Genomic DNA, 26,440 nt, shown 5'->3' with positions numbered 1-26,440 from the left:
GCCTCACTCCGCTGCCTGGTTGTAGCTGATGGTCGCCATGGGCTTGAACTCGTGCTTGTCCTTGCCCGAGACACGCTCCGACCAGGGGTCGATCTGGGCGAATGTCTGGGAGAAGACGAAGCGGTCGTAATAGGAACGGCGTTTTTCGGGGTCGCCCATGATCTGCCGGCGGATCTCGTCATGGCCGATGCGTTTGGCCCATTTGTAGATGCGCTCAAGGTAACGGCCCTGCTCGCGATACATCTGGGTGAGCGCCACGATATGCTCCAGCGCCTCATCCTCGGTTTTCACCAGACCCAAAACATCCGTGCCCTTGATGTCGAGACCGGCGGCACCGGCGAAATGGATCTCGAAACCGCTGTCGACGCAGATCACTCCGATATCCTTGCAGGTGGCTTCGGCGCAGTTGCGCGGACAGCCGGAGACGGCAAGTTTCAGTTTGGCTGGTGTCCACGAGCCCCACATGAACTTCTCGACGCGGATGCCGAACCCGGTCGAATCCTGCGTGCCGAAGCGGCACCAGTCGGAACCGACGCAGGTTTTTACCGTGCGCAAGCCTTTGGCATAGGCCTGACCCGAGATGAATCCGGCCTTGCCGAGGTCGGCCCAGACGGCCGGCAGATCTTCCTTCTCGATGCCGAGCAAATCGATGCGCTGGCCGCCGGTCACCTTCACCATCGGTATTTCGAACTTGTCGACGACATCGGCGATGGCGCGAAGTTCCGCCGCATTGGTGACGCCGCCCCACATGCGCGGCACGACCGAATAGGTGCCATCCTTCTGGATGTTGGCATGCACACGCTCGTTGATATAGCGCGACTGGTAGTCGTCGGCATATTCGTCCGGCCAGTCGCAGACGAGATAGTAGTTGAGCGCAGGCCGGCACTTGGCGCAGCCGCAGGAGGTCTTCCATTCCAGTTCCTGCATGACGGCGGGAATGGTCTTCAGACCCTTGGCCTTGATTAGGCGGCGGACGTCGTCGTGGCCAAGTTCGGTACAGGTGCACATCGGCGTGACGGCGGCCGGATTGTAGGCATCGCCCAGCGTCAGCGCCATCAGCTGCTCGACGAGCCCGGTGCAGGAGCCGCAGGAAGCGGATGCCTTTGTGTGAGCGCGGACGTCATCCAGCGAGGTCAGCCCTTTACCGGTGATGGTCGTGGTGATCTTGCCCTTACAGACGCCGTTGCAGCCGCAGATTTCCGCATCATCCGGCAAGGCTGCAACGGCCGCCATAGGGTCCAGCGGAGACCCTCCCTGGTAGGACTGGCCGAATATCAGGGTGTCGCGCATTTGCGAGATATCCGTCCCGCGTTTCATCAGGTCGAAGAACCAAGAGCCATCCGCCGTCTCGCCGTAGAGTACCGCGCCGATGATGCGATTGTCCTTCAGCACCAGCCGCTTGTAGATACCGGCGGACGCATCGCGCAGCACGATTTCCTCGCGGTCGGGCGCTTCGGCAAAATCGCCTGCCGAAAACAGGTTGATGCCGGTGACCTTGAGCTTCGTGTTGACGACAGAGCCATGATATTCGCTGGTCCCGCCGATGAGGCGATCAGCGAGAACCCGTGCGGCTTCATAAAGGGGCGCAACGAGCCCGTAGCAGATGCCGCGGTGTTCGGCGCATTCGCCGAGCGAAAAAACGTTCGGGTCGGAGGTCATCATGCCGTCGTCGACGACGATGCCGCGGTTGACGGCGATGCCGGCATCCTTGGCAAGGCTCGACGCCGGGCGGATGCCGACGGCCATGATCACCATAGCGCCGGTGATGACGCGGCCGTCGTCCAGTTCGATACCCTCCACCTTGTCGGTGCCGAGGATCCGCTTGGTATTGGCCTTGGTGATGATGTCGATGCCGCGTTCGGTCAGCGCCTTTTCGAGCAGATAGGCGGCCGGCGGATCGAGCTGACGGTCCATGATGGTCGGGTTGAGGTGAATGACGGTCACCTCCATGCCCTGCCGCTTCAGCCCGTAAGCAGCCTCCAAGCCCAGCAGCCCGGCGCCGATGACGATGGCGCGGCCCTTGGCGCCCGCAATCTCGACCATCTTCTCGACATCGGCGAGATCGCGGTAGGCGAAAACGCCGGGCAATTGGTGACCCGGAACCGGGATGATGAACGGGAGAGAACCGGTGGCGATGACAAGCTTGTCATAGGCTGCGGTAATGCCGTTGGCCGAGGTGACCGTCTTCGCCTGGCGGTCGATCTCAGTGACCCTTGCACCCTTGTGCAGTGTCACGCCATGGCTGGCGTACCAATGGTCATTGTGGATGACGATATCGTCGTAGCACTTCTCGCCCGAAAGCACCGGCGAGAGCATGATGCGGTCATAGTTGACGCGCGGTTCGGCGTTAAAGATGGTCACGTCGAAACGACCGGGGGCACTTTCGAACAGTTCTTCCAGCATGCGACCGGGCGCCATGCCGTTGCCGATGATAACGAGCTTTTCCGTCATGTCGGTTACTCCGCAGCTTCGACGAAGCGGTGACGTTCGTAGAGGAACTTCAGTACAGCTTCGCGGGACTTGAGGTAGGTTCGGTCGGCCGCGAGCGCGATGCGGTCGCGCACCTGCGGGATGGGCACGTCAAGCACTTCACCGATGCGGGCGGCCGGGCCGTTGGTCATCATGACGATGCGGTCGGAGAGCAGCACGGCCTCGTCGACGTCATGGGTGATCATGATCATCGTGTTGCCAAGGCGGGAATGGATCTCCATCACCGCATCCTGCAGATGGGCGCGGGTAAGCGCATCGAGCGCGCCGAAAGGTTCGTCGAGCAGGAGGATCTTCGGTTCCATGGCGAGCGCCCGGGCAATGCCGACGCGCTGCTTCATACCGCCGGAAATTTCGGAAGGGCGCTTCTCCTTGGCATGCCCCATCTGGACGAGGTCCAGGTTGCGCATCACCCAGTCATGCTTTTCGGCCCGCGTCTTCCTGCCGGCGAAAACCTTGGAGACCGCAAGATTGACGTTTTCATAGACGGTCAGCCAGGGCAGCAGCGAATGGTTCTGGAAAACGACGGCGCGTTCCGGGCCCGGCGCATTGACCTCTACGTTTTCGAGCAGGACGGCACCGGCGGAAACCCGCGTCAAGCCGGCGATCAGGTTCAGCAGGGTCGACTTGCCACAACCGGAATGGCCGATGATGGAGACGAACTCGCCCTTGTCGATGGTGAGCGAGATGTCCTTCAGCACCTCTGTTGTTGTGCCGGCGCGTTCGAAGTTCTTGTCGACGTGATCGATTTTCAGGTAGGCGCTCATGGCCGTCTCCTCAATTCCTGGCGGTGCCGCGGGTGACGATCGAGCCGAGCAGGCCCACCAGCTTGTCGAGGACAAAGCCGGTCACGCCGATATAGGCGAGCGCCACGATGATGTCGGTGAGGCGCGAGGAGTTCCACGCATCCCAGATGAAGAAGCCGATGCCGACGCCGCCGGTCAGCATTTCCGCGGCCACGATGGCAAGCCACGACAGGCCGATGCCGATGCGAAGGCCGGTAAAGATGTAAGGGGCTGCCGCCGGCACCATGATGCGGATGAAGAATTCGAGCTGATTGAGGCGCAGGACCCGGGCGATGTTGCGATAGTCATCCGGAATGTTGCGCACGCCGACGGCGGTGTTGATGATCACAGGCCAGATCGAGGTGATGAAGATCACGAAGATCGCCGATGGATTGGAATTCTGGAAGGCGGCGAGCGACAGCGGCAGCCAGGCAAGCGGCGGAACGGTGCGCAGAATTTGGAAGATCGGATCGAGGCTGCGCATGGCCCAGACCGACTGCCCGACAAGGGCGCCAAGGAAGACGCCGACCACTGCTGCAAGCCCGAAGCCAATCGCGACACGCTGAAGCGAGATCAGCACGCGCCAGGCAAGACCTATGTCCTGCGGCCCGAAATCGAAGAACGGATGGGCGATCAGGTCATAGCTGTCGATCCAGACCTGTGATGGCGGTGGCAAAGTAGCGCCAGCACCGGAGCAGGCGATCTGCCAGATGGCGAGGAGCGCGATCAGGACCACCAGCGGCGGCAGTACGTTGCGACAGACGGCAGTGGCGGCGCGCCGGATGTTGAGCTTGCGGGCTGGGGGCTGGACCATCATGACAACGGTCGCGCTTTTCTCCGACGCCGCCGGCGTTTTTGGCGTTGTTGCCTGGTCTGACTTGCGGGCTGTTGCAGTCATGGTGATCCCTTCAAGTGATGTTCGTTCTGGACAAGACAGGCCCCCCATGCGCTGCCGCGTGAGGGGCCGCTGCTTCAGGCAATTGCCTTGATCGTCAGGCTCTCGAGATAGGCCTTCGGGTTTTCCGGATCGAAGACCTTGCCGTCGAAGAAGGTCTCTTTTCCACGCGAGCTCGACGCCGGAACGTCGGCGGCAGCGATGCCCAGATCGGCTGCTGCCGCGCGCCAGATGTCTTCGCGGTTGACCTTGTCGACCAGCGCCTTGATGTCGGTGTCGGGTGCGAACTTGCCCCAGCGGATGTTCTCGGTGAGGAACCAGGCGTCGTGGCTCTTGAACGGATAGGAGGCATGGTCCTTCCAGAACTTCATCTCCAGCCCGGTATTCTCGACAAGGCGCCCATTGCCGTAGTTGATGGTGCCCTTGAGGCGTCCGGCGACATCCTTCGGCGGCACGTTGAACCACTGGCGCTTGCCAAGAATGGCGGCCATCTCTTCCTTGTTGTCCATGCTGTCGGCCCACATCTGGGCTTCCATGACGGCCATCATCAGCGCACGCGCGGCATTCGGGTTCTTCTCGATCCAGTCGGAGCGAAGCCCGAGCGCCTTTTCCGGATGACCTTTCCACATCTCGCCGGTGGTGCAGGCAGTGAAGCCGATACCCTGGTTGACGAGCTGCTCGTTCCAAGGCTCGCCGACGCAGAAGGCGTCCATGTTGCCGACCTTCATGTTCGCCACCATCTGCGGCGGCGGCACCACGATCGTCGACACGTCCTTGTCCGGATCGATGCCGCCGGCGGCGAGCCAGTAGCGGATCCAGAGATCATGGGTGCCGCCAGGAAAGGTCATGGCGACCTTGATCTCGCTGCCGGCAGCCTTCTTGGCGGCAAACGCCTCCCGCAGCTTGGAAGCATCGAGCTGGACCCCGGTCCCGGCATATTCCTTGGCAACCGAAATGCCTTGGCTGTCGAGGTTGAGGCGGGCAACGATCGACATTGGCACCGGTACGTTGTTCTGGGTCACCTTGCCGGTGGACATGAGATAGGGCAACGGGGTGAGGATATGCGCACCGTCGATGCCGTTGGCGGCACCGCCGAGCACGAGATTGTCGCGCGTCGCGCCCCAGGATGCCTGTTTGAGCACTTCCACATCCGGCAGGCCATGCTTGGCAAACAGGCCCTTTTCCTGTGCAATGATCAGCGGCGCGGCGTCGGTCAGCGCGATGTAGCCGATCTTCAGGCCGCTGACTTCCGGACCTGCCGAGGCGGCGAAGGCGCCGGACGGAAATGCGGCGCGCACAGCACTTGCCAGAGCAACGGCAGAACTGATCTTCAGGATCTGCCGGCGGTTGATGTTCATTCCTGTAGTCTTCGTCATAGCGTTGTGCCCCTCTGGTGTGACGGAGATCCGGAAACAAAAAAACGCCGCGTGCCCGTCTGCCGGGTCCGGGCGATAAGCGCCGGACGGCAAGGGAGCATGCGACGTCGGTGTCGGATGGGTATTTGCGCCTGATCGGGCGCTCATCTGTCCTGCGATCGCCATTGACCGCGGACAGTTAGATACAAGCAAACATCGTGCCAGATCGAAATAAGGCCATCAACGGGAACGATTAGTTTGCATTTACGGACAGTTGCCGAACGCGTAGCCGATTGCAGGGCAAGCGGCGCTGCACGTTATGAAGCCTGACTTTCGATGCAGATGCCTCAGCTTTGCGCACCGCGCGCGATTACGCTTCGGTCACGTCGTCGCCTGATGACGTCGAGCGAACCGCAAAATGCTCCGCATAGGCCTGCACATCACGAGGGTCGAAAATCTCCCCGTCCATGAAGCCATCATATCCCGATGCACTTCGTTCGCCCGGCTCATCCGGGGTGGCCGCGTTTGCACCCAGCGCCATCTCGTAGAGGTCGGGCCGGAAGGCGCTCGTGACCCGTGCCATGCCTTCTTCGCTGAAATCAGCCTGCCCCCAGCGGATCATCTGGCTGTAGATCCAGCTTGCCTGGTCCGGCCGCGGATAGTTTGCCGCCTTGCCGTGGTAGAGAAAGTAGTCGGGAACGACCCGCGTCGTGCCCTGCGCATCCAGACTGAATTCGCCGCTGAGGACACTGCGGATAATGCTCGTCGGCGCCGCGATATAATCGGGGGCGCTGAGGATCTCTGCGAGTTCGTTGTGATTCTGGGCGTCGTCGCACCACCGCGCTGCCCTGTCGAGCGCAACGATGAGGCGCGACACCGTATCGGCATTGGTCTCAGCCCAGTCCGGCCGCATGCCCAGCACTTTCTCCGGCGCCAGAGGCCATATGTCCTGCTTGGCCGCGACGATCCTGCCAGTCCCGCGTTCAGAGGCGATCATGTTCCAGGGCGCACCGACGCAAAATCCATCGATCGCGCCTGCCGAAAGCGCATCGGATGTCAGCGGCGGCGGCACTACGACCAGCTTGACGTCGCGGTCCGGATTGATGCCGCCAGCTGCCAGCCAGTAGCGGAACTCGTAATTGTGCGAGGAAAACGGATAGGTCATGCCAAGCGTCGGCATGGCTTCGCCGCGGGCGCGCATGTCGGCGAGTAGAGCCGCGAGAGCCTTCGCATTGGCAAGCGCGCCCGCATCATCAGCAAGCCCCGTCAACGACTTCATCCGCTCGAAGATCCGCGCCGACAGCGTGATGGCATTGCCGCCGCGGCCAAGCGAAAAGGGTGTGATCGTCGGCGAAGGATTGGATCCCAGCCCCAGCATGGAGGCGACCGGCATCGGCGACAGCATATGGGCAATGTCGAACTGACGAAACGCCAGCCGGTCCCGCACATTGGCCCAGGTGACATCCCGTACCAGTTCGAGACGCAGTCCCTCCCTTTCCGCAAAGCCGAGCTCGGCTGCAACGATCAGGATCGCGGCATCCATCAAAGGGATGAATCCCGCGCGCAGAAGCCTCTGCTCCTTGCCGCGGACACGTGACGGCGCTTTGACGGCGCTGTCGCCAGATTGCGTGGAAACACGATCACTCACCAGCATTCTCCGATCGATGCCGCGCTCAAAGCAGCATTCCTGCAGCCGTGACGACGCTTTGCGCGATGTCTGCCAGCTTCTTCTTCTCGTTCATCGCCGTCTGGCGTAGCAGCGCGTATGCCTGTTCTTCGCTCATCCCCCGCATCCTCATCAAAATGCCCTTGGCCCGCTCGATGACCTTGCGCTCCTCAAGCGCACTGCGTGCCTCGGCGAGTTCGCGCTGCAGCCGGCTGAAGGCATTGAAGCGGCTCACCGCCATATCGAGGATCGGTTTGATCCGTTCTTTCTTGAGGCCATCGACCACATAGGCCGAAACCCCGGCATCAACAGCAGCCTCGATCGCCGCCGTATCGGATCTGTCCACGAACATGGCAATTGGCCGCGAAATCATCCGGGTGAGCTGGAACATGTGCTCCATCATGTCACGATTTGGATTTTCGATATCAATGATGATGACATCCGGATCCATCGTCTCGATCAGCCGCGCCACGCCCTGCATTTCATGGATGACCCTGACATTCAGGTGCCCCGCCTCGTTCAAACCCTCTTCGATGATCGAACCCCGGATGGCGTTCTCGTCGATGACCAGGATCGTCAGGTCGGTGGTGATTTTTGATCTGCTCATGCCGGGGCAACAGAGCAATGGCATGCGAGATGCAAGCGACCCACGCTTGACGCAGCCCCCCGACCCCGGAGCAAAGACGCACTCCTGTTGCTCGCGACGATCAGGGTTTGCCTTACTTCGAGATCGCGTACGGCAATGACCGGCAACACAAGTGCTTTGGTCCTATCATGGCGCAAAAATGCGCTGATCGCTCTCATTCCGATGCAGCTCAGCGCAATCACGGTGCATTGGATGGGCGCGTAAACTGCCAATGACGTCTCCCGGCTCACTATCTCCCGGTCACACGCAATTCTTAGGCCATGTGTCTAGTTGGAGTGATGGGACAGAGAACTAGCTGGGCGAAACCCTGCTGAAGCGTCAATTCGAGTATGTTCTCCATGCCCGAATGCATTCTGTAGTCGCGCTTGCCGCTAAAATGGCCCGGATCGTCTGGGGCGTTCTGACAAAGTTGGAGCTCTTTATGAACGCAGAGATCCTGTAGTCACCTGACGCTCTAAACTCGATTGCAATGCTCGTGAATAGTGATGACCCACCATTGGATCGATATGCAGGAGACCCGCAAGATAGCGGGCTTTGTGCTCGAACCATCTATCGGGAACAGTCCGTCCGGATCCCCTCGTATCCTGTCTACAACTTTAGGTTACTTGCGAGAGAACGGATGAATCCAAGCGACTGGAACAGTCATCCGCGATGTCGCGAAGCCTTGCGCGGACATCGCCGAGCTGGAAGCAGCAAAGGTTGCCAAACCCAAGCTGCTGTTCCTCGCGTGCAACAATGGCGACAAGGACACCTAGCGCGATCTGATGCAGACAGTGCTGATCGACAAGATCCCGGGTTACCAACCGACAACCCTGCAGGTTCACGGTGATATCGCCAACAACATCATATCCTTGGAGATCTTGTATCTTATGGAGCTGCAGTTCATGGCGGCAGCCAGCAACGATCTGATGGCGCGTATCGCGTCTGGTGAGATCGACACAAAGGAGAAAAAGCTCCTCGACCGTTATGCCGAGGAGCTTAATCCAAATATTTGGAATGGTCTAATTTACAAGTTTTATTGGTTGCGGGGCGTGATTGCGCCGAGACCTGTAAAATCGGCCGCCTTGAAAGTATGCGAACCTGTGGCACCCATCGTAAGCGGACAAATATTTCCGCTTACCCAATGTCGAACCCTTCCGACGCCTTGATGGCAATCGAACCCGCGGCGCTAGATGCAGTATCATCCCATTGAAAAGAGCTCACACGAACACGCAGCTAATACAGTAATATGCATGAAGACACTGCATCAGATCGATCGCACCCTACCAGATGGCTCCAGCACTGAAGCTGCTCAAACGCGGACATAGGTGGGGAATTCAGAGCTGATCACATCAATGTTGGACAGCGTGCCGGACAGATGCTTGCGCAATGCTGCCTCTGCATCCGCAAGTCTGCCGGAAGCGATGCCCTCTACGATTGTCTCGTGGTCGCCAAGCACTGTCTGCATCTTGCCGGGCATGGGCAAGTGGAGCCGTCTTAGCCTGTCGAGATGGACGCTTTGACGCCTGACGCTTGCCCAAAGCTGCAGGATGCCTGTCCTTTCATAAAGCTTCCTGTGGAAGTCACGGTCAATGCTGTCAAAAATGTCATAGGTTTCCGGTGTCGCGACCGTGGCCTGCCGGGCCAGAATCTCGCGCAGTTCCGCGGCTGTCTCGGCCGGTGCATCTGTCGTTAGACGCCTCACTGCCTCAAGCTCGATCGAGAGCCGCAGGAACTGCGCTTGTCTCGCATGATCCACGTCGATCTTTGCGACGACCGTGGCGTATTGCGGGTAAACGTCGACCAGGCTCTCCTCCTGAAGACGCATCAAGGCGTCACGCACCGGCGTCTGGCTGACGCCGAATTCCAGTTGGAGAGATGCGCGAGAGAGAACCGTACCTGGTACCAGTTGCACTTTGAGGATACGCTCCCGCAGGATTTCGTGAACCTGCAGTGCCACCTGCCGCGATCGGTCTAGTTGCCCGCCCCTGATCATTCCATTCATGCACCCATCCAATCCTGTCACCTAACCAAGGCACTTAAACACAAAATCAGGGTTGATGCACTGATGTTTTAGTGCTTCAATGACCTCGTCCGCTTGGGAGTGAGAGCGGCATGGGCAAACACATGCCCCTTTCTTGGAGGAAACAAATGCGACTGCTTATCGGCGGGATGACCGCCATGATGCTGGCCCTTGGGCTTGCCACACCAAGTCATGCTGCGGAAAAGACGACGCTTTCGATCACCCGTCAGCCGGGCATTCTCTACTTGGCAAGCCATGTGATGGAGACCCAGAAGCTGATCGAGAAACAGGCAGCCGCCGACGGACTGTCCGGCATCACGGTCGAATGGCGGACTTTCAGCGGTGGCGGCGCCCAGACAGATGCGCTGCTCGCAGGCAATGTCGATGTGGTTAATACGGGCACCGGCAACCTCCTGCTCCTGTGGGATCGGACCCGCGGCAAGGTCAAGGGCATCATCACCAGCTCGGCACAGCCGGTGATCATGGTTTCCAACGACCCGCGCATCACCACTCTCAAGGACATCCAGCAGGGCGACAAGATCGCCGTACCGACCGTTGGCGTCTCGACCCAGGCGATCCTGCTGCAGATGGCAGCCGCCAAGCTCTACGGCGAAGACCAGGTCAAGAAATTCGATCCCAACACCGTCCAGCTCGGCCATCCGGATGCGGTTGCGGCGATTGCCAATTCCAAGCATGAGGTAAAGAACCACTTCTCCGCGCCGCCCTTCCAGTATCTCGAACTGAAGCAGCCGGGCGTCCACAAGGTAACGGACTCGCGCGAAATCCTCGGCGGCGCGCTGACCCAGGCGACGTTCTTCACCACCACGACCTTTGCGGAAGAAAACCCGAAACTGGTCAAGGCCCTGCGCACCGCGACCGAGGAAGCGATTGCCTTCATCAAGAAGGATCCGAAGGGGGCGCTCGAAGCCTACAAGTCGGTCTCCGGCGACAAGACCAGCATCGACGACCTGATGGCGATGATGAAGGAGCCTGGAATGGACGAATGGCGCACCGATCCGCAGGGCACCATGAAGTTTGCCGAACATCTTCACAAGGTCGGCACGCTCAAATCCATGCCAAAGGCCTGGACAGACTATTACCTGGCGGACAGCGCTTATCTCAACGGCAACTGAGACCCGTAACGTCCTTTGCAGCGGCGGCATGCGCCGCTGCTCCTCTTACGGAGTAAACTCCATGATGCAGGCAACCGTTTCTGCCGCCGAGCGCATCGCGCCGGCTCCAGCCAAGGCCCCTCTCCTCTCGGTCGACCGCGTAACGCTGCGTTACAAGACGCCCAATCTGCTGATTACAGCCACCGAAGACGTCAGTTTCCAGGTTGGCGAGTCCGACCGTTTCGTGCTGCTCGGCCCCTCCGGCTGCGGCAAGTCCACGCTTCTGAAGGCGGTCGGCGGCTATATGACCCCGTCGTCCGGCACGATCCACATCAATGGCCGCCAGGTCACGCGTCCCGGCCCCGACCGGATGATGGTGTTCCAGGAGTTCGACCAGCTGATGCCCTGGAAGACGGTGCTGGAAAACGTCATGTTTCCGCTGCTCGTCGCCCGCAAGCTGCCAAAGGACGAGGCCGAGGCGCTGGCCCGCCAGTATATCGACAAGGTGAAACTCACCCGCGCCATGGACAGCTATCCGCACACGCTATCGGGCGGCATGAAGCAGCGCGTCGCGATCGCCCGCGGCATGGCGATGCAGCCGGATATCCTCCTGATGGACGAGCCGTTTGCCGCGCTCGATGCCCTCACCCGCCGGCAGATGCAGGACGAATTGCTGCAGCTCTGGGAAGACACGAAGTTCACCGTGATCTTTGTGACCCACTCGATCGCCGAGGCGATCAAGATCTCCAATCGCATTCTGCTTCTGTCGCCGCATCCGGGCCGGGTGAAGGCCGAGGTCGTCGATGTCGACAAGGTCAGCCAGACCGACGGCAGCGCCGCAGCGCTCGAGCGAGACATCCACAACCTGCTGTTTTCGAACGAGCCCGGTCACAAGGAATAGAGCCATGCTGTCTCCAAACATCATCCTTGCGTCGGACGTCGAGTCTTCCAAGCCCTATGACAACGTCAAGCCGGTCGAGCAGAAGCTCAGCGCCTTCGAGACGCTGTGGGGCATTAGCGCGCTGCGCAAGGCGCTGCTGATCCTGGCGCTCGCGGTGATCTGGCAGGTCTATGCGACCTATCTCGACAATCCGCTGCTCTTTCCGACCCTCAGCGACACTCTGACAACCATGGTCGATCGCTTTGCCGACGGCACGCTGCCGGCCCGCATCTGGACAACGCTGCAGGTCCTGTTCATGGGCTATACGATCGGTACGGTTCTGGCCGCCCTGTTGACGGTCCTTGCCATCAACACCCGCATCGGCACCGACTTTCTCGAAACCATGACGGCAATGTTCAACCCGCTGCCGGCAATCTCGCTTCTGCCGCTGGCGCTGATCTGGTTCGGTCTCGGTGCCTCCAGCCTCGTCTTCGTGCTCGTGCATTCGGTGCTCTGGGCCGTGGCGCTGAACACCCATTCGGGGTTTCTGGGCGTATCGCGGACGCTCCGCATGGTCGGCGCCAATTACGGGCTGACCGGAATTTCCTATGTGCTGCGCATTCTGGTGCCGGCTGCCTTTCCGTCGATCCTTACCGGTTTAAAGATCGGCTGGGCCTTTGCGTGGCGCACGCTGATCGCCGCCGAACTCGTCTTCGGCGTCTCGTCCGGCCAGGGCGGTCTCGGCTGGTTCATCTTCGAAAACCGGAACCTGCTCGATATTCCCGCCGTGTTTGCCGGCCTTTTGACGGTCATCATCATCGGGCTGATCGTCGAAAACCTCGTCTTCCAGACCATCGAGCGCCACACCATTCAGAAATGGGGCATGAAGGAATAGGCTTCAGCTCATCCTTTGCGTGCCCAACAAGGTCAGTCTCATGACAGATAGAAAAACACCTGAAACACTGCGCAGCGCGCGATGGTTTGCGCCTGACGACCTGCGCTCCTTCGGCCACCGTTCGCGGATGATGCAGCTCGGCTATGGCGAGGAGGACTTTCGCAACAAGCCGATCATCGGCGTGCTCGACACATGGTCGGAGCTCAACACCTGCCACTCCCATTTCAAGGAGCGTGTGCAGGACGTCAAGCGTGGCGTCTTGCAGGCCGGAGGCTTCCCGGTACAGATGCCGTCTCTGTCCGTCGACGAAAGCAATATCAAGCCGACGTCGATGCTCTATCGCAACATGCTGGCGATGGAGACAGAGGAAATGATCCGCTGCCACCCGCTGGATGGCGTGGTGCTGATGGGCGGCTGCGACAAGACCACGCCCGGCCTTGTCATGGGTGCCATCAGCGCCGGCGTGCCGATGATCTACCTGCCGGCCGGACCGATGCTGCGCGGCAACTACGCCGGAAAGATCCTTGGCTCCGGCTCCGATGCCTGGAAATACTGGGATGAACGCCGCGCCGGCAATATTTCCGACGAAGAGTGGCTCGGCGTGCAGGGTGGCATTGCCCGCTCGGCCGGCACCTGCATGACCATGGGCACCGCCTCGACGATGACCGCCATCGCCGATGCCATGGGTCTGACACTGCCGGGCGCCTCGTCGATCCCGGCGGTCGACAGCAATCACCAGCGCATGGGCGCAGACTGTGGCAGGAGGATTGTCGATATGGTCTGGGAAGACCTGACGCCGGACAGGATCATCAGCGAAGGGGCTGTCCGCAATGCGGCGATCGTCGCCATGGCAACCGGCTGTTCCACCAATGCCGTCGTCCACCTGATTGCGATGGCGCGCCGCGCCGGGGTCAACCTGACGCTCGACGATCTGGACGCTCTCGGACGCGTCACGCCGCTCATCGCCAATGTTCGCCCCTCCGGTAAAGACTACCTGATGGAGGATTTCTTCTATGCGGGCGGGCTGCGGGGGCTGATGAAGCAGATCGAGGACCGCCTCGACCTGTCAGTCATGACCGTTACCGGCAAGACGATGGGTGAGAACCTCGAAGGAGCCCAGGTCTACAACGACGATGTCATCCGACCTCTGTCCAACCCGGTCTATCACGAGGGTTCGCTGGCGGTCGTGCGCGGCAATCTCTGCCCCAACGGCGCCGTCATCAAACCGGCCGCCTGCGATCCGAAATATCATGTCCACCAGGGCCCGGCTCTGGTCTTTGACAGCTATCCGGAAATGAAGAAGGCAATCGACGATGAAAATCTCGACGTCACGCCCGACCATGTCCTTGTGCTGCGCAATGCCGGGCCGCTCGGCGGACCGGGCTTTCCCGAATGGGGCATGCTGCCCATTCCCAAGGCGCTGATCAAGAAGGGCCATCGCGACATGCTTCGGATATCGGATGCGCGCATGTCCGGCACGTCCTATGGTGCCTGTGTGCTGCATGTGTCGCCCGAAAGCTATATCGGCGGGCCGCTTGCGCTTCTGAAGACCGGCGATATCGTCCGTCTCGACCTGCCGGCCCGCAGCCTCGACATGCTGGTGAGCGAAGAGGAGCTGGCGCGCCGCAAGGCCGAATGGGTTGCCCCGAAGCCCCGCTACGAGCGCGGCTACGGCTGGCTGTTTTCCCGCCATGTGACGCAGGCCGACCAGGGCTGTGACTTCGATTTCTTGGAGACCGGTTTCGGCAAGACTGCCGGCGAACCGGAAATCTACTAGAGCCCATGTCTGAGAGAGGCAACATAATGACCGACTACGTGCTGAGCGACGCTACCCGCGCCAAGTTCAAGAAAATTTCGACCGCATCGATTGCCACTGCGCTGTTCAAGCGCGGCCTGCGCAACCAGTTCATCCAGGGCGTTGTGCCGGTTTCGCCGAAGACCGAGGTGATGGTCGGCCAGGCCTTCACGTTGCGCTATATCCCGGCCCGCGAGGATCGCAATCCGATCACCATCTTTCGCAATGCCGACCATCCTCAACGCGTCGCGATCGAGACCTGCCCTCCCGGCCAAGTCCTGGTCATGGACGCCCGCAAGGATGCACGGGCTGCCACAGCCGGGTCGATCCTGATCACCAGGCTCGCTTTGCGCGGTGCCGCCGGCGTCGTTTCCGATGGCGGCTTTCGCGATGCAGCCGGGATCGGCGCACTGGACATGCCGGCCTACCACGCCAGACCTTCGGCACCGACCAATCTCACGCTCCACGAAGCGCTCGACATCAACGTCCCGATCGCCTGCGGTGATGTCGCCGTGTTTCCCGGCGATGTGCTGGTTGGCGACCGCGACGGCGTGATGGTCATTCCGGCCCACCTTGCGGAAGAACTGGCCGACGAGTGCACGGCAATGGAAAGCTACGAGGATTTCGTGCTCGAACAGGTGAAAGCGGGAGATGCCATCATCGGCCTCTACCCGGGCACGAAGGATGAGTACCAGCATAAATACGAGGCCTGGCGCAAGAACAACGGCCGCTAGGGCGATCACAATGCTGAGCGACCGCAATCGGTTCAAATGGGCGATCAAGGACATGCAGCCGCAGATCGGCGCCTGGTCGAGCTTGTGTTCGAACATCGCCGCTGAAATTCTGGGCGAGGCAGGCTTTGACTGGGTGTTGCTGGATACCGAACATGCGCCCAACGAACTTCCCGGTGTGGTGACGCAGTTGCAGGCGTTGAGGGCGACGCCGGCAAGTGCTGTGGTGCGTCCGGCCTGGAACGACCCGGTGCTGATCAAGCGATACCTGGATGCCGGCGCGCAGACACTGCTCCTGCCTTTTGTCCAGAACGCGGAAGAAGCAAAGGCGGCCGTCGAACGTGCCACCTATCCTCCGCGTGGCAGCCGCGGCCTTTCGCTCGGATCCCGCGCCAACGGCTACGGCCGCTTTGTCTCCGAACTGGCCGATGTGCAAAAGGAAATCTGCATTATTGTCCAGATCGAGACACGCGAGGCACTCGCAAACCTTGAGGCCATCGCCGCGGTCGATGGCGTCGACGGCATCTTTATCGGGCCTGCCGACCTTTCGGCCGACCTTGGGTATCTCGGAAACCCGGGCCACCCGGAAGTATGGACAGTTCTGGAAACGGCTGCCGAACGGATCCGGAAGCTCGGAAAACCGCCCGGCATTCTGGTCGGCCCCAAAGATGCAAAGCGATGCCTGGACATGGGCTTCGTATTCGTTGCCGGCTGCACCGATATCGGCCTGCTGACCGCGGGAAGCAAGGCACTGCTCGCATCGATGAAGTAGACCACGGCACTGGTCCGCGTCTGGCTGGCTGGTGCCGGAGCAGCAGAGGATCATGGTGCCCTCGATCGTTTCGCCAGGCGCAAGCCGCGCAACGTCGCCATACCCGGCCAGGTCGCGGCGGTTGTGGACATCTGGCACGTGACTGACCGGCTCGACACAGAGGACGGGTAGGTTATCCGGCACATAGACCTGCAGGTTGGTCAGTGCTCCCCTCGCCTGCATCGTCATCCTTCCCCCGTCCGACAACCAGTCGATCGCAGCAGTCCGGGATGTCCAGCCCGCATAGTGACCGTCGAACCAGGGCATGGCCGAAACATCCACGGCCGACGAGAACGTCGGGCCTTGGTCTGGCGGGACCGGGTCTGTCGCAAAGCCGCGTGGATCCCGCCCAAAACCCGTCGTCGCTTCAAAGGTGAGCCGCGTGCTCGCCGTCTTGCGGAACCACGGATGAAAGCCGAGGCCGTAGGGAAGGCTCTCTGTCGCCGTGTTGGTGAGACGCAGCCGCAGTTCCACACCGGAAGAACTGAGGCTGATCTCCTGCGTCAGCGTGTAGGCGAACGGATTGCCTGGCTCAGCAAACTCATCGACGAGCGTCAGGCGATCGTCTGACGCGTCGACCACACTCCAAGCCCGGTCGCGGGAAAAGCCGTGGATTGCGAAGTTCTCCTCCGGCCTGTTGACGGGCAGCGGGATGGGGCCAGCCGTGCCGGGAAACCGACCGCCGTCCAGCCGGTTGGCAAACGGCGCCATGACGAAGCAGCCGCCGGTCCTGGCTGTGTTGGCCGGCGGACATGGATGCAGGACCTCGAACCAGGTGCCGTCCGTTTTCCGCCATCGGAGCGCCGTGAGACTGGCACCGTGTTCGACATCGACTGTGAGATCATAGCCATGTGCCGTGAGGTGATGCACGGTCGCCGTCTCCCCTGACACGGTCAGAACTCCCGCATGCGATGGACCGGCGTGCCCGCTACCGCCGACTGCGCCAGGAGGACGCTTCCGGCGAGCGGATGGCGCTCGAGCGCCTCGGTCGAAAGATAACGGTGCGAGGTCACGAGCAGCGTCTTCAGGTCCGGCCCGCAGAAGCACGGCATGGTCGGCGAAGGGACCGGCACTGCGTGTTTGTGCTGCAGTGTGCCATCCGGCGCATACTCGTTGAGACAACCGGCTGAGACACCGGCACTCCAGTAATTGCCGTCGCAATCGATGGCGCCGCCGTCCGGTCGCCCGTCCGTCTCGCCGGGCTCCACGATCCGCAGCTTTTCACCCATCGCTCCTGTCGCTGGGTCGAAGTCATGCCGCTCAATCCATCGGCCGGCGGAATCGGAATGGTACATGATCCGTCCATCCGGCGACCAGGCGAGACCGTTGGAAATGACAAGGCCCGTCTTCCTGACAACCATCTGGCCGTCGACACTGATCCGGTAGAGCGAACAGATCGCCTCTCTTTGCGCCCGCTGGTCCGTCGTGCCAATCCAGAACGCGCCGTCGGGGCCGACCTTGCCGTCGTTGAACCGGTTCGTTTCCAATTCCCCGTCAAGCTGCGCCAGAGGCTCCGACAGGCCGCTGTCAGGATCAAAAAGGATGATCTCGCGAGAGAGCGCGACGACCAGCCGGCCGCTTTCGCACAAACCGATCGAGCAGACATTCTCCCCGAGCACCCACTCCCGGACGATCCCTTCGCCGAGCCGCAACGCAAGCAGCCTGCCGGTCGGGATGTCGCAAAGAAAAACCAGCTCTCGCCTGTCGTCCCACACCGGGCTCTCGCCGAGTGCCAGGCTGACCCCGCCGATGGGCTGGAAGTCCAGCATCAGAAGTCACGAACCGACGTGGTGCGGCGCTGGACGTCGGGATTATCTAGTACGTAGTCGCTGAGCTCTAGCCCCAGCCCCGCCCCCTCGAACGGGTAGATCATGCCGTTCTCGATCCGCGGCATGACGGTGACGAGATCTCGATACCAGGTGGAATAATAGGCACGAACCGATTCCTGGAAGACAGCATTCGGCGCGTTCAGCGACAGGTGGATGGACGCCGCAAAAACCACGGGGCCCGTACAGTCATGCGGTGCGATCGGCCGCTGGAAGGCTTCCGCCATAGAAGCGATCTTCTTGGCTTCGCTGAGGCCCCCGCACCAGGAAATGTCGAGCATCACATAGTCCACCGCGTTCTTGCGGAGCAGCTCGACGAATTGCGCCCGCGTCGCCAGCGTCTCGCTGGCGCAGACCGGCAGCCCGGAGCGCTGCGCATAGACGGTCAGCGCTTCGGTATCCTGCATCTTGATCGGATCTTCCATCCAGAAGGGACGGAATTGCTTGATCTCGCGGGCGATCGCGAGCGCCGATGGCAGGTCCCACATGGAATGCAGCTCGACCATGACCTCCATCTTGTCGCCGACCGCGTCGCGGATCTTGCGAAACGGCTCGAGACCCTTTTCCAGATCGTCCCGGTGGATGAAATTGCCGCCGCCCGCCACCGCAAATGGATCGAGCGGCCAGATCTTCATCGCCGTAATGCCCTCGGACAGAAGGCTCTCGGCCAGCGCGCCGGCATCCTTGGTAAACGCGACCTGGTCGTCGTACGGCCCCTGCGTCTCATCGGCATCGCCGATATAGCGGCGAGCGCCGCGGCTGTTGTAGGAATAGCCGGCGCAGGTGTTGTAGGTGCGGATCGCGGGGCGCGAGAGCCCGCCGAGCAACTGGTGGATCGGCTGGTTGGTGACTTTGCCGAAGATGTCCCACAACGCGATATCGACCGCCGACGCCGCGCGGATTTCGACGCCCGAAGAGCGGAAGCCCACATAGGTCTCGGTCAGCAGCTTGGAGATGCGGTCGATATGCAGCGGGTTCTGACCGATCAGCGCCGGCGCGACTTCCGAGTGGATATAGGCGGCGACGGCGTTCGTGCCCCGAAAGGTCTCGCCAAGCCCGAAGATGCCTTCATCGGTGTGGACATGCAGCCAGAGGATGTTGTTGAGGCTGGGAAGCTGGATTGTCTCAAGCGCAGTGATTTTCATCGGATCTTCCGGATAAGCGGGATGGACCGGCGTGTTGAACGCCGGCCGGGACGTCGGATACGGGTTCAGTGGGCGTTGGACGACTGGTTGCCACGGGCAACGATCTGCGTCGGGTTGACGAACCGAAGAGCAACCAGCAGCCAGACCAGCGTCGACACCATGTAGATGACGGCCATGGCATCGATCGACTGCACGGCACGCACCCCTGAGGCAAAGACTGCGTAATAGAGCGACACAACAAGCGTCTGGCTGGTCGGCCCGGCCGTCAGGAAGGTCAGCTCGAACATGGCGACCGTGCGCACCAGCACCAGCAGCAGCGAGGCGAGAATGCCGGGGATCAGCATCGGCATCAGCACATGCACGAACAGCTTGAACGTGCCTGCACCAAAGACCCGCGCGGCGGCCTCCACCTTCGGATCGATCTGCTCGATGAAGGGGATCATGACCAGGATGACGAAAGGCACCGTCGGCACCAGATTGGCAAGCACCACGCCCCAGAACGTTCCGCCCACGTTGAACTGATAGAGCACGGTGGCAAGCGGGATGCCGAAGGTGATCGGCGGCACCAGCAGCGGCAGCAGGAAGAGGAACATGACCAGTTTCTTGCCCGGGAAATCCCGTCGCGCCATGGCATAGGCAGCCGTCACGCCGAGCAGGCCTGACAGCGCCACGACCGTGAACGCGATCTGGAAGGTCACGAACAGCACGGGTCCCAGCTGGAATTCCTGCCAGGCGGACGCATACCAGTTGAGCGTGAAGGCGTTCGGCAGCCAGGTACCGAGCCAGCGGGTGCCGAGCGACGAGACGATCACGGTCGCGATGATGGCAAGCACGTTGAGCACGAAGAAGATCGTGATGGCCCAGACCGCGGTGATCCAGAGTTTGGCGCCGATGGTGGTATCGCGGATCATGGCTTCAGCCTTTCCCGCCACTGGTGGCGCCACGGTAGAAGAGGTTGCGGACGACGAGCACGATCAGCACGATGCAGAGCTGCACGACCCCCATGATCATGGCAATCGCTGAGGCCATGGTGAAATCATACTGCTCGAAGGCTGCCTGAGCGGCCGCGATCGAGATGACGCGGGTGGGCCCTGACGGCGCCCCCAAAAGTACGGCCGACGGAAAGACGGCGAAGGCCTGTACGAAGGTGAGGCAGAAGGCGATCGCCAGCCCCGGCACCAGCAGCGGCAGCATGACATGGCGGAACCGCTGCCAGGCGGACGCACCATGGGTGGCGGCGGCCTTTTCAAGCCCGGGATCGATGCCCGTCACATAGGACAACGTCAGCAGGAAGGTGAACGGAAACACCGTGATGATCAGCGACAGAAACACGCCCCAGTAATTGTTGGTGAGCTTCAGCGGCGAGCTGATGATGTGGAGAAGCATCAGCGATCGGCTGAACCAGCCTTGAGGGCCGAGGTAGTTCAGCATGCCCTGCGCCACCAGCACCGTTCCGAGCGTGATTGGCAGAACAAGCAGCGTGGTCAGCAGACGCTGCCGCCTCACCAGCCTCACCCGCATCGCCACCGGTACCGCAACGGCTACGCTGAGCAGGGTTACCGGCACGGCCAGGCGAAGGGTCGCTGCGATCGTGTTGTAGAGATAGGGGTCTGAAAAGAAGGTGATGTAGTTGGCAAACGTTCCGCCTTCGCGAATTGGCGCGAAGGAAAGCAGCAGTCCGTAGATGAACGGATAGATGAAGATCGCCAGCACGAAGAGCACGGACGGCAGGACCAGCAGGGTGACGCCGTCGATGCCACGCAGCGCAAGCTTTTGGCGAAGCGTGGTGGTGTCCTGGGATGTGGAAGAGGTCATGGCCATCTCCTCAGGCCGCAAACACGAGTGCGCGGGCCGGATCGATCGACAGCGACACGGTGCTGCCGGGTGCCGCCGCATGATCGGCGTGGAAAATGATCTCCACGCCGTCGGGCGTTCTGGCGATGCCGACATATTCGCGGCCGCGGTATTCGATCGCCTCGACCGTGACGGGAACGCCGCCGGGAGCCCCGTCGGACAGCGTCACGTCATCGGGACGAACGGCAAGAACCGCCGACGCGCCGGGCTGCAGGTCTTCGGCAACCGTTCCCGAGACCGAGAAGGATCCTGCCGAAACCGTGGCGCGTTCGCCTTGGCGCGAGACGACTTTGCCGGGGAAGCGGTTGCGGAAGCCCATGAATTCGGCCACGTCCAGATGCGCCGGGCGCTCGTAAAGCTCATGCGGCGTGCCAACCTGGCGGATGGCGCCATCGCGCAACACCACGATTCGGTCGGCCAGCGACAATGCCTCGTCCTGGTCGTGGGTGACGTAGATGGTCGTCGCCTTCATCTGGTTGTGGATGCGGCGGATTTCGGCGCGCATTTCCAGCCGCAGCTTTGCGTCGAGGTTGGACAGCGGTTCGTCCATCAGCACCAGCGGTGGCTCAATGACGATGGCGCGAGCGATCGCCACGCGCTGCTGTTGCCCGCCGGACAACTGGCCGGGCAGTTTTTCCGCCTGGCCCTGAAGGCGCACCAGCGCCAAGGCCTCATCGACCTTTGTGTCGATCTCGGCCTTGGGCCTTGAGCGCATCTTCAGGCCGAAGCCGATGTTCTTTCGCACGCTCATGTGCGGAAACAGGGCGTAGTTCTGGAACACCATGCCGAAGCCGCGGTCTTCCGGCTTGAACTGGTCGATCCGCTTGTCGTCGATATAGATGCCCCCGCCCGTCGTCGACAGGAGGCCGGCAATGCAATTGAGAGCGGTCGATTTGCCGCAGCCTGAAGGGCCAAGAAGGGCGATGAACTCACCCTTCTTGATCGACAGGCTAATGTCGCGCAGCGCGTTCAGCGCTCCGAATGAGCGGCTCATCCGGTCGAGGCGGATTTCATTGAATGGCATGGAAGCAAGCTGCATCGATCGGCCTCGTCATGGGAGAACATGGCCCCGCGGAGCGGAGGCCATGCTTATCCGGATATGTGTCTCGTTACTTGGCGACCGCTGCGACGTCTTCGTCCCAGCGGCGGAAGGCAACGACCAGCGCTTCCGGCTCGAGCGGCAGCTCGACCGGATTGTTCTTGATCCAGTCGTCGTATTCGGGACGGCCGAACTCGGCGATGGCATCCTGGCTTGCCTTGGGTGCCATCGAGAGTGGAACATCCTTCACGGCCGGGCCCGGATAGAAATAGCCCTTGTCATAGGTGATGGCCTGCTGTGCCGGCTGCAGCATGAAGGTGATCATGTCGAGAATGACGGCGAGCTTTTCGTCCGAAATGCCTTTGGGAACGCTGATGTAATGCGCGTCGCAGACCCAGTGGAAACCCTCGAGCGTGCCGATGGCCGCCTCTTTCGGCACCACGCCGAGAACGCGCGGATTGATGTCCCAGCCGGTCGTCGTCACCGTCATGTCGCGGGTGCCTTCGCCGAATTCCTTCATCAGCGCGCCCGTGCCGGCGGGATAGTATTCAATGTTCTTGTGCAGTTCCTTGAGGAAGGCCCAGGTCTTGTCCCAGCCCTTGACCGGATCCTTGGGATTGCTGTCCTTCAGGAGATAAGGCAGACCCATCAGGAAGGTGCGGCCCGGACCGGAGTTGGCCGGCCGCGCATAGATGAACTTGTTGGGGTTCTGTTTCGTCCAGTCGAGCAGCTGTTCGGCCGTCTTCGGCACGGTCTTGACCTTGGCCGGCATGTAGCCGATCAGCGGGCCGGACGGGTAATAGGTGATGGTGACACCGCGGCCCTTGGACAGTTCCTGCATACGATAGGCCGGTTCCTGGTAGATCGCCTTGAGATCCGGCAGGCCGTTATCCTTCATCGAAGCGATATCGACCCACATGTCCTGCGCAAGGCCCGCCGAAAGCGCGTCGGGTCCGATGAGCACGACGTCGATATCCAGGCGCTTGGCGGCCTGCTGGGCCTTGATCTTGCCCGGCAGTTCCGGCGAGGTCGCCTTGGTGAATGTCATGCGCGACACAAGGTTGGGCTTTGCCGCCGCATAGGCGTCGAAGGCTCCCTGCGTCAGCGCCAGATTGCCGGCCGCATCAATGATATTAAGCGTAACGGGCGACGTGGGCAGCGGCAGGCCGGCGGCCATGGCGCGAATGGACGAGAGCGTCATGGCAGCAGTGCTGGCTGCGGCAACGCCTAAGAAACCGCGGCGTGAAAATTTCGAATACATATTCATTCCTCCTCACCAGACCTGACTTAGCGTATCGGCGCAGGCGTGCCGGCATCGTAGTCCTCCCCGTCCCGCTTATGCGGGCATGGCCTCCCAGCCTTCGAGAATTGTTTCGAGAGCTTTGCGATCGTCAGCATCGAGCTTGGTCAAACCCGGCAGTCGAACAGGCCCGACGCTGTCTCCACGCAACGTCAGCGCCTCCTTGACGACCGTGACATTGGCACCGTTGTTGAACTTGGCCCGCAGCGCTTCGAAACCGGCGATCGGAGCGACCAGCATCCGTACCTTGCCGTAGTCTCCGGCCTCCAGCGCCATCCAGATCGCCATCGACCGCACTGGGTCGACATTGACCAGACCGGAGGTAAAGCCCTTGGCGCCAAGCGCGTAGAAGGGAGCCGCCCAGCCTTCCGCCAGACCGCAGATCCAAACCGCATCCGTTCCCTCCGTCGCGCGGACGCATTCGGAAAACAGCATCATGTCGGTCGATGCGAACTTGACGCCGGCAATGTTCGGATGCGTGGCGATCCGGGCGAGGTCGTGGACGGCCATGGCATTGGAGCGCACATAGGCGACCAGCGGCAACTCCGACGCTTCGGCAATGGCAATGAAATAGTCGGCCTGGGTTTTCGGAGCCGCGAAGGGGTCGAGCGGATGATGGACCATCACGCCTTGCGCGCCTTCCCGTTTGGCAGACCGGGCCGTCGCGATCGCTTCGCCGATTGAGCGCCCGGCAGCCGCCGTGACCGCGGCCTTGCCGTCTGCCGCTCCGACGCAGATGGCCTGCAGCCGCAGCACTTCCTCGTGCTGGAGGCTGTAGAACTCGCCCGTATTGCCGCCGGTGACGATATTGTGGATGCCGGCGTCGGCGATGCGGCGAATGATCTTGCCGGTCAGCTGGGGCTCGATGGCGCCGTCCTGATCGTAGGCAGTCACATGGACGCCAGAGATCCCGCCGAGCGCCTGCTTGTAGTCACGGATATTCATGTCCGCTCTTTCTGATCTTCGGATTGAGACACGCGGATGAGATGTTTCTCACCCGATCGGATGACGTGATCGCGCATCCGCTGTTCGGCGAGCTCCGGCTTGCGCTCTGCAATGGCGTCGGCGATGGCTTCGTGCTCCTCGACGGCAAGAAACCGCTCACGCTCTTCCGACAGCACGCTGAGACGCGCCGTGTGATTGTAGATGCTTTGACCGCCCTGCAGGCGACGCAGATAGGCGCAGCCCGAGGCCTCGTGGATGACGTCGTGGAACTGCTCGTTGAGATTGATGAGCTCCAGCACATCCACTGTTTCAAGCCCCGTGCGCATCTCGACGAGAAGCGCACGCATCCGCAGGATCTGCTCCTCGGAGACACGCTTTGCGGCCTGCCGCGCGATCATGCTTTCGATCGCAGCGCGGGCCAGCATCATCTCTTCCGCCTGGGCCGGATCGAACGTCACATAGATCCCGCGACGCGGTTCTGACCTTACAAGCCCTTCGGCCTCCAGAATTCTGAACGCCTCTTTGAGCGGCGTCGTGCTTATGCCGAGACTGCCAGCCAGCTGCCGCTCGTTGAGCTTCTCCCCGCTCTTGAGCTTGCCCGACAGGATCGCATCGCGGACCAGTCCATAGACATGGCTGCGCAGACTTTTCAGAAAGACCGGCTCAACCGGCAAAAGCACATCGTCGCGTTCCATTCGTCCAGCTTTCCTCCCACGGTGAGGCTCGATCTAGCAGCTAGATAATGTCGTTTCAACTGAAATTTGAAATCTGATATATCAAACGCAAACAAAAAAGATTGCCCGTTACCGATCATGTGCGTTGCAGCCGACCTGCGTCGGATTTTGAATGCTATGCCGCGCAGGCGAACTACAGCCTCCCACCGACCATCTACAATAGCGGGTATGAATGATCCATTCCCATGGATACGGTCAGTCACGCTCTTCGGCATGTTTGCAGGTGCAGTCAGAACACGGCAAAGATTTGTACCTAAGACTAGTGGCAATATCCGGAGGTTCGGGTTCCGGCGACTTAATAGGTCTCGTGCGTCTAAGAGATCCCGAACAGTGGAAACGTGATCTGCCTGACTACCCGTCACATCAACGCACATGGTCCTGCAATATGAGGTCCGCCTCACCGCTCGTTGAATGGAATTCCACCCTTCATCTTGTCAGCGAGAGACGCCTCGATAATCTGCACCGTGACCGAGCCCGGCGCAGCTCCGAATTCCTCAACCACCGCGTCTGTAATTTTCTTCATCAGCTTGGTGTTTTGGTCGCGTGTCCGACCTGCCGCGCAAAAAACGTGAACCTCAGGGACGAATGTGACCCCATTCTTCGCGACATCTTCAGTATTTTCAGACCCTAAAACCGCAATTGAGGAGCCATTCCACTAGAGCGCCCAGCTAGTTATAGTGTCTCGGAGTCGAGTGCTAACTGAGAATGTTCCTCCTGCACCACTACTACGCTCATGTCCGCGACGCAGATCCATCAGAACGCGGACACGTCGCGGCAAGTGTCCGCGGGTAAGATAGACGAGTTGCACCGCGGCGCCGAACTCGTCCTCGCCGGTCAAGACCTGCACCAGAGCGCTTATTCCCCGAGTTGTCTAATCTGTTGTTAAGATAGTTACGACTTCAGTAAAGCAGAGTAAATAAGACGCTATCACACAGTAATTGCTCGATTTTTGCCATAGTGTGCCGACTTTGGTTCTCGCGTTAACGAGAGAACAACAATGAATAAATTATCGATTGCACTTCTGTCAGTGTCCGTCGTCATCGCCTCGCCGGCCTGGGCACAATTCTTCCCGCCTGTTAATGAGGCCCCCAAATCCATCATTGTCGCGCAGAATGGGCCCGGTTTTTTGAACGGCTATCGCGGCGAACCTGAGCCTAGAGGCGGTTTACGTCGTGGCCCCGATGGATGGTGGTACCCACTGTCGGCGTTTGCGGCCGGCTCGATAGTTGGCGGAGCGATCGCCGCGCAGGATGATGGTCCGCCACCTCCACCTCCGGGTTACGAGCCGCCACCACCAGGATACAGACCACCTGGCGACCGCATGCGTCAGGATTTGCCACCGGAACATTTCGCTTGGTGCGCGAAGCGTTACCGATCCTATGTCGCATCTGACAACAGCTATGTTCCGCGAGCAGGAATACGCGCGCATTGCATGTCACCCTACAGCTAACGCGTAGTGTGAGAGCCGTCCTGATCGCGAAGAGCTTTCGCGATCAGGATAACGTTGAAGCGCTAATCAAGGCCTGCAAAATTGGCG

Annotated in this window: 24 protein-coding genes and 1 pseudogene; 8 read left to right on the top strand and 17 right to left on the bottom strand. The window is 60.9% G+C overall.

The window, feature by feature from the left end; translation table 11 throughout:
* Positions 1 to 3: 3 nt before the first annotated feature.
* The 6 genes from nirB to G6K99_RS14840 all read right to left on the bottom strand — a co-directional run bounded on the left by nirB (position 4) and on the right by G6K99_RS14840 (position 7,795).
* A complete protein-coding gene (gene nirB, locus G6K99_RS14865) occupies positions 4 to 2,451 on the bottom strand; it encodes a nitrite reductase large subunit NirB (RefSeq protein ID WP_174196996.1) in 2,448 nt (815 codons plus the stop codon).
* A gap of 5 nt (positions 2,452 to 2,456) precedes the next feature.
* Entirely contained in the window at positions 2,457 to 3,254 is a 798-nt protein-coding gene (locus G6K99_RS14860; protein WP_174196995.1) for an ABC transporter ATP-binding protein, read from the bottom strand.
* A 10-nt stretch (positions 3,255 to 3,264) separates the two neighbouring features.
* Entirely contained in the window at positions 3,265 to 4,170 is a 906-nt protein-coding gene (gene ntrB, locus G6K99_RS14855) for a nitrate ABC transporter permease (protein WP_174196994.1), read from the bottom strand.
* A gap of 74 nt (positions 4,171 to 4,244) precedes the next feature.
* Positions 4,245 to 5,543, bottom strand: coding sequence for a CmpA/NrtA family ABC transporter substrate-binding protein (locus G6K99_RS14850; RefSeq protein WP_174196993.1), 1,299 nt, complete (start codon positions 5,541 to 5,543; stop codon positions 4,245 to 4,247).
* Positions 5,544 to 5,892: 349 nt separating this feature from the next.
* Entirely contained in the window at positions 5,893 to 7,176 is a 1,284-nt protein-coding gene (locus tag G6K99_RS14845) for a CmpA/NrtA family ABC transporter substrate-binding protein (RefSeq protein ID WP_174196992.1), read from the bottom strand.
* A gap of 19 nt (positions 7,177 to 7,195) precedes the next feature.
* Positions 7,196 to 7,795, bottom strand: a complete 600-nt coding sequence (locus tag G6K99_RS14840; RefSeq protein WP_062463239.1) for an ANTAR domain-containing response regulator — start codon at positions 7,793 to 7,795, stop codon at positions 7,196 to 7,198.
* Between the two features lie 803 nt (positions 7,796 to 8,598).
* Between G6K99_RS14840 and G6K99_RS14835 the strand changes: the two genes are divergently transcribed.
* Positions 8,599 to 8,982 carry a hypothetical protein gene (locus G6K99_RS14835; RefSeq protein WP_174196991.1) on the top strand — a complete coding sequence of 128 codons (384 nt, stop codon included), beginning with the start codon at positions 8,599 to 8,601 and terminating at the stop codon, positions 8,980 to 8,982.
* 143 nt (positions 8,983 to 9,125) lie between these two features.
* Here the strand turns inward: G6K99_RS14835 and G6K99_RS14830 are convergent, their stop codons facing one another.
* Positions 9,126 to 9,818, bottom strand: a complete 693-nt coding sequence (locus G6K99_RS14830) for a GntR family transcriptional regulator (protein ID WP_062463235.1) — start codon at positions 9,816 to 9,818, stop codon at positions 9,126 to 9,128.
* A gap of 146 nt (positions 9,819 to 9,964) precedes the next feature.
* On the opposite strand from G6K99_RS14830, the gene G6K99_RS14825 reads away from it, so the two are divergent.
* The 6 genes from G6K99_RS14825 (at position 9,965) to G6K99_RS14800 (ending at position 16,021) form a co-directional block, all read left to right on the top strand.
* Positions 9,965 to 10,969, top strand: a complete 1,005-nt coding sequence (locus G6K99_RS14825; protein WP_174196990.1) for an ABC transporter substrate-binding protein — start codon at positions 9,965 to 9,967, stop codon at positions 10,967 to 10,969.
* A 61-nt stretch (positions 10,970 to 11,030) separates the two neighbouring features.
* Positions 11,031 to 11,849 (top strand): ABC transporter ATP-binding protein, encoded by an 819-nt coding sequence (locus tag G6K99_RS14820; RefSeq protein WP_174196989.1) that lies wholly within the window; start codon positions 11,031 to 11,033, stop codon positions 11,847 to 11,849.
* A 4-nt stretch (positions 11,850 to 11,853) separates the two neighbouring features.
* The gene (locus G6K99_RS14815) at positions 11,854 to 12,723 is read left to right on the top strand and encodes an ABC transporter permease (RefSeq protein WP_062463225.1); all 870 of its coding nucleotides are present in this window, start codon (positions 11,854 to 11,856) and stop codon (positions 12,721 to 12,723) included.
* Between the two features lie 40 nt (positions 12,724 to 12,763).
* A complete protein-coding gene (araD, locus tag G6K99_RS14810) occupies positions 12,764 to 14,500 on the top strand; it encodes an L-arabinonate dehydratase (protein ID WP_174196988.1) in 1,737 nt (578 codons plus the stop codon).
* Between the two features lie 26 nt (positions 14,501 to 14,526).
* Positions 14,527 to 15,252 (top strand): ribonuclease activity regulator RraA, encoded by a 726-nt coding sequence (locus G6K99_RS14805; protein ID WP_174196987.1) that lies wholly within the window; start codon positions 14,527 to 14,529, stop codon positions 15,250 to 15,252.
* A gap of 10 nt (positions 15,253 to 15,262) precedes the next feature.
* Positions 15,263 to 16,021 (top strand): HpcH/HpaI aldolase/citrate lyase family protein, encoded by a 759-nt coding sequence (locus G6K99_RS14800; protein ID WP_174196986.1) that lies wholly within the window; start codon positions 15,263 to 15,265, stop codon positions 16,019 to 16,021.
* Between the two features lie 60 nt (positions 16,022 to 16,081).
* Here G6K99_RS14800 and G6K99_RS23540 read toward each other — a convergent pair.
* The 10 genes and pseudogenes from G6K99_RS23540 to G6K99_RS23210 form a co-directional block, all read right to left on the bottom strand.
* Positions 16,082 to 16,930: pseudogene (locus G6K99_RS23540) on the bottom strand (hypothetical protein); the annotation flags it as partial.
* Positions 16,931 to 16,953: 23 nt separating this feature from the next.
* Positions 16,954 to 17,829: an SMP-30/gluconolactonase/LRE family protein gene (locus G6K99_RS14790; protein WP_174196985.1), complete on the bottom strand. Its 876-nt coding sequence runs from the start codon at positions 17,827 to 17,829 to the stop codon at positions 16,954 to 16,956.
* A complete protein-coding gene (locus tag G6K99_RS14785) occupies positions 17,829 to 19,031 on the bottom strand; it encodes a mandelate racemase/muconate lactonizing enzyme family protein (RefSeq protein ID WP_174196984.1) in 1,203 nt (400 codons plus the stop codon). The genes G6K99_RS14790 and G6K99_RS14785 overlap by 1 nt, the downstream gene beginning before the upstream one ends.
* 65 nt (positions 19,032 to 19,096) lie before the next feature.
* Complete coding sequence (locus tag G6K99_RS14780; RefSeq protein WP_062463212.1) at positions 19,097 to 19,942, bottom strand: ABC transporter permease; 846 nt, start codon at positions 19,940 to 19,942, stop codon at positions 19,097 to 19,099.
* A gap of 4 nt (positions 19,943 to 19,946) precedes the next feature.
* A complete protein-coding gene (locus G6K99_RS14775) occupies positions 19,947 to 20,846 on the bottom strand; it encodes an ABC transporter permease (protein ID WP_113110438.1) in 900 nt (299 codons plus the stop codon).
* Between the two features lie 10 nt (positions 20,847 to 20,856).
* Positions 20,857 to 21,924, bottom strand: a complete 1,068-nt coding sequence (locus tag G6K99_RS14770; protein WP_113110437.1) for an ABC transporter ATP-binding protein — start codon at positions 21,922 to 21,924, stop codon at positions 20,857 to 20,859.
* A 70-nt stretch (positions 21,925 to 21,994) separates the two neighbouring features.
* Complete coding sequence (locus G6K99_RS14765; RefSeq protein ID WP_174196983.1) at positions 21,995 to 23,185, bottom strand: ABC transporter substrate-binding protein; 1,191 nt, start codon at positions 23,183 to 23,185, stop codon at positions 21,995 to 21,997.
* A gap of 75 nt (positions 23,186 to 23,260) precedes the next feature.
* Positions 23,261 to 24,169, bottom strand: a complete 909-nt coding sequence (locus G6K99_RS14760) for a dihydrodipicolinate synthase family protein (RefSeq protein ID WP_174196982.1) — start codon at positions 24,167 to 24,169, stop codon at positions 23,261 to 23,263.
* Entirely contained in the window at positions 24,166 to 24,864 is a 699-nt protein-coding gene (locus G6K99_RS14755) for a GntR family transcriptional regulator (protein ID WP_113110434.1), read from the bottom strand. The genes G6K99_RS14760 and G6K99_RS14755 overlap by 4 nt, the downstream gene beginning before the upstream one ends.
* A gap of 436 nt (positions 24,865 to 25,300) precedes the next feature.
* A complete protein-coding gene (locus G6K99_RS23210; protein ID WP_174197018.1) occupies positions 25,301 to 25,543 on the bottom strand; it encodes a tautomerase family protein in 243 nt (80 codons plus the stop codon).
* 357 nt (positions 25,544 to 25,900) lie between these two features.
* Between G6K99_RS23210 and G6K99_RS23535 the strand changes: the two genes are divergently transcribed.
* The gene (locus G6K99_RS23535; protein ID WP_174196981.1) at positions 25,901 to 26,353 is read left to right on the top strand and encodes a BA14K family protein; all 453 of its coding nucleotides are present in this window, start codon (positions 25,901 to 25,903) and stop codon (positions 26,351 to 26,353) included.
* Positions 26,354 to 26,440 lie beyond the last annotated feature (87 nt).

The organism is Neorhizobium sp. AL 9.2.2, from assembly GCF_013317225.1.
In the GTDB taxonomy this organism is placed as follows: Bacteria; Pseudomonadota; Alphaproteobacteria; order Rhizobiales; family Rhizobiaceae; genus Neorhizobium; species Neorhizobium soli.
Note: the sequence above shows the minus strand (reverse complement) of the source record. Positions and strands in the feature narration are given on the sequence as shown.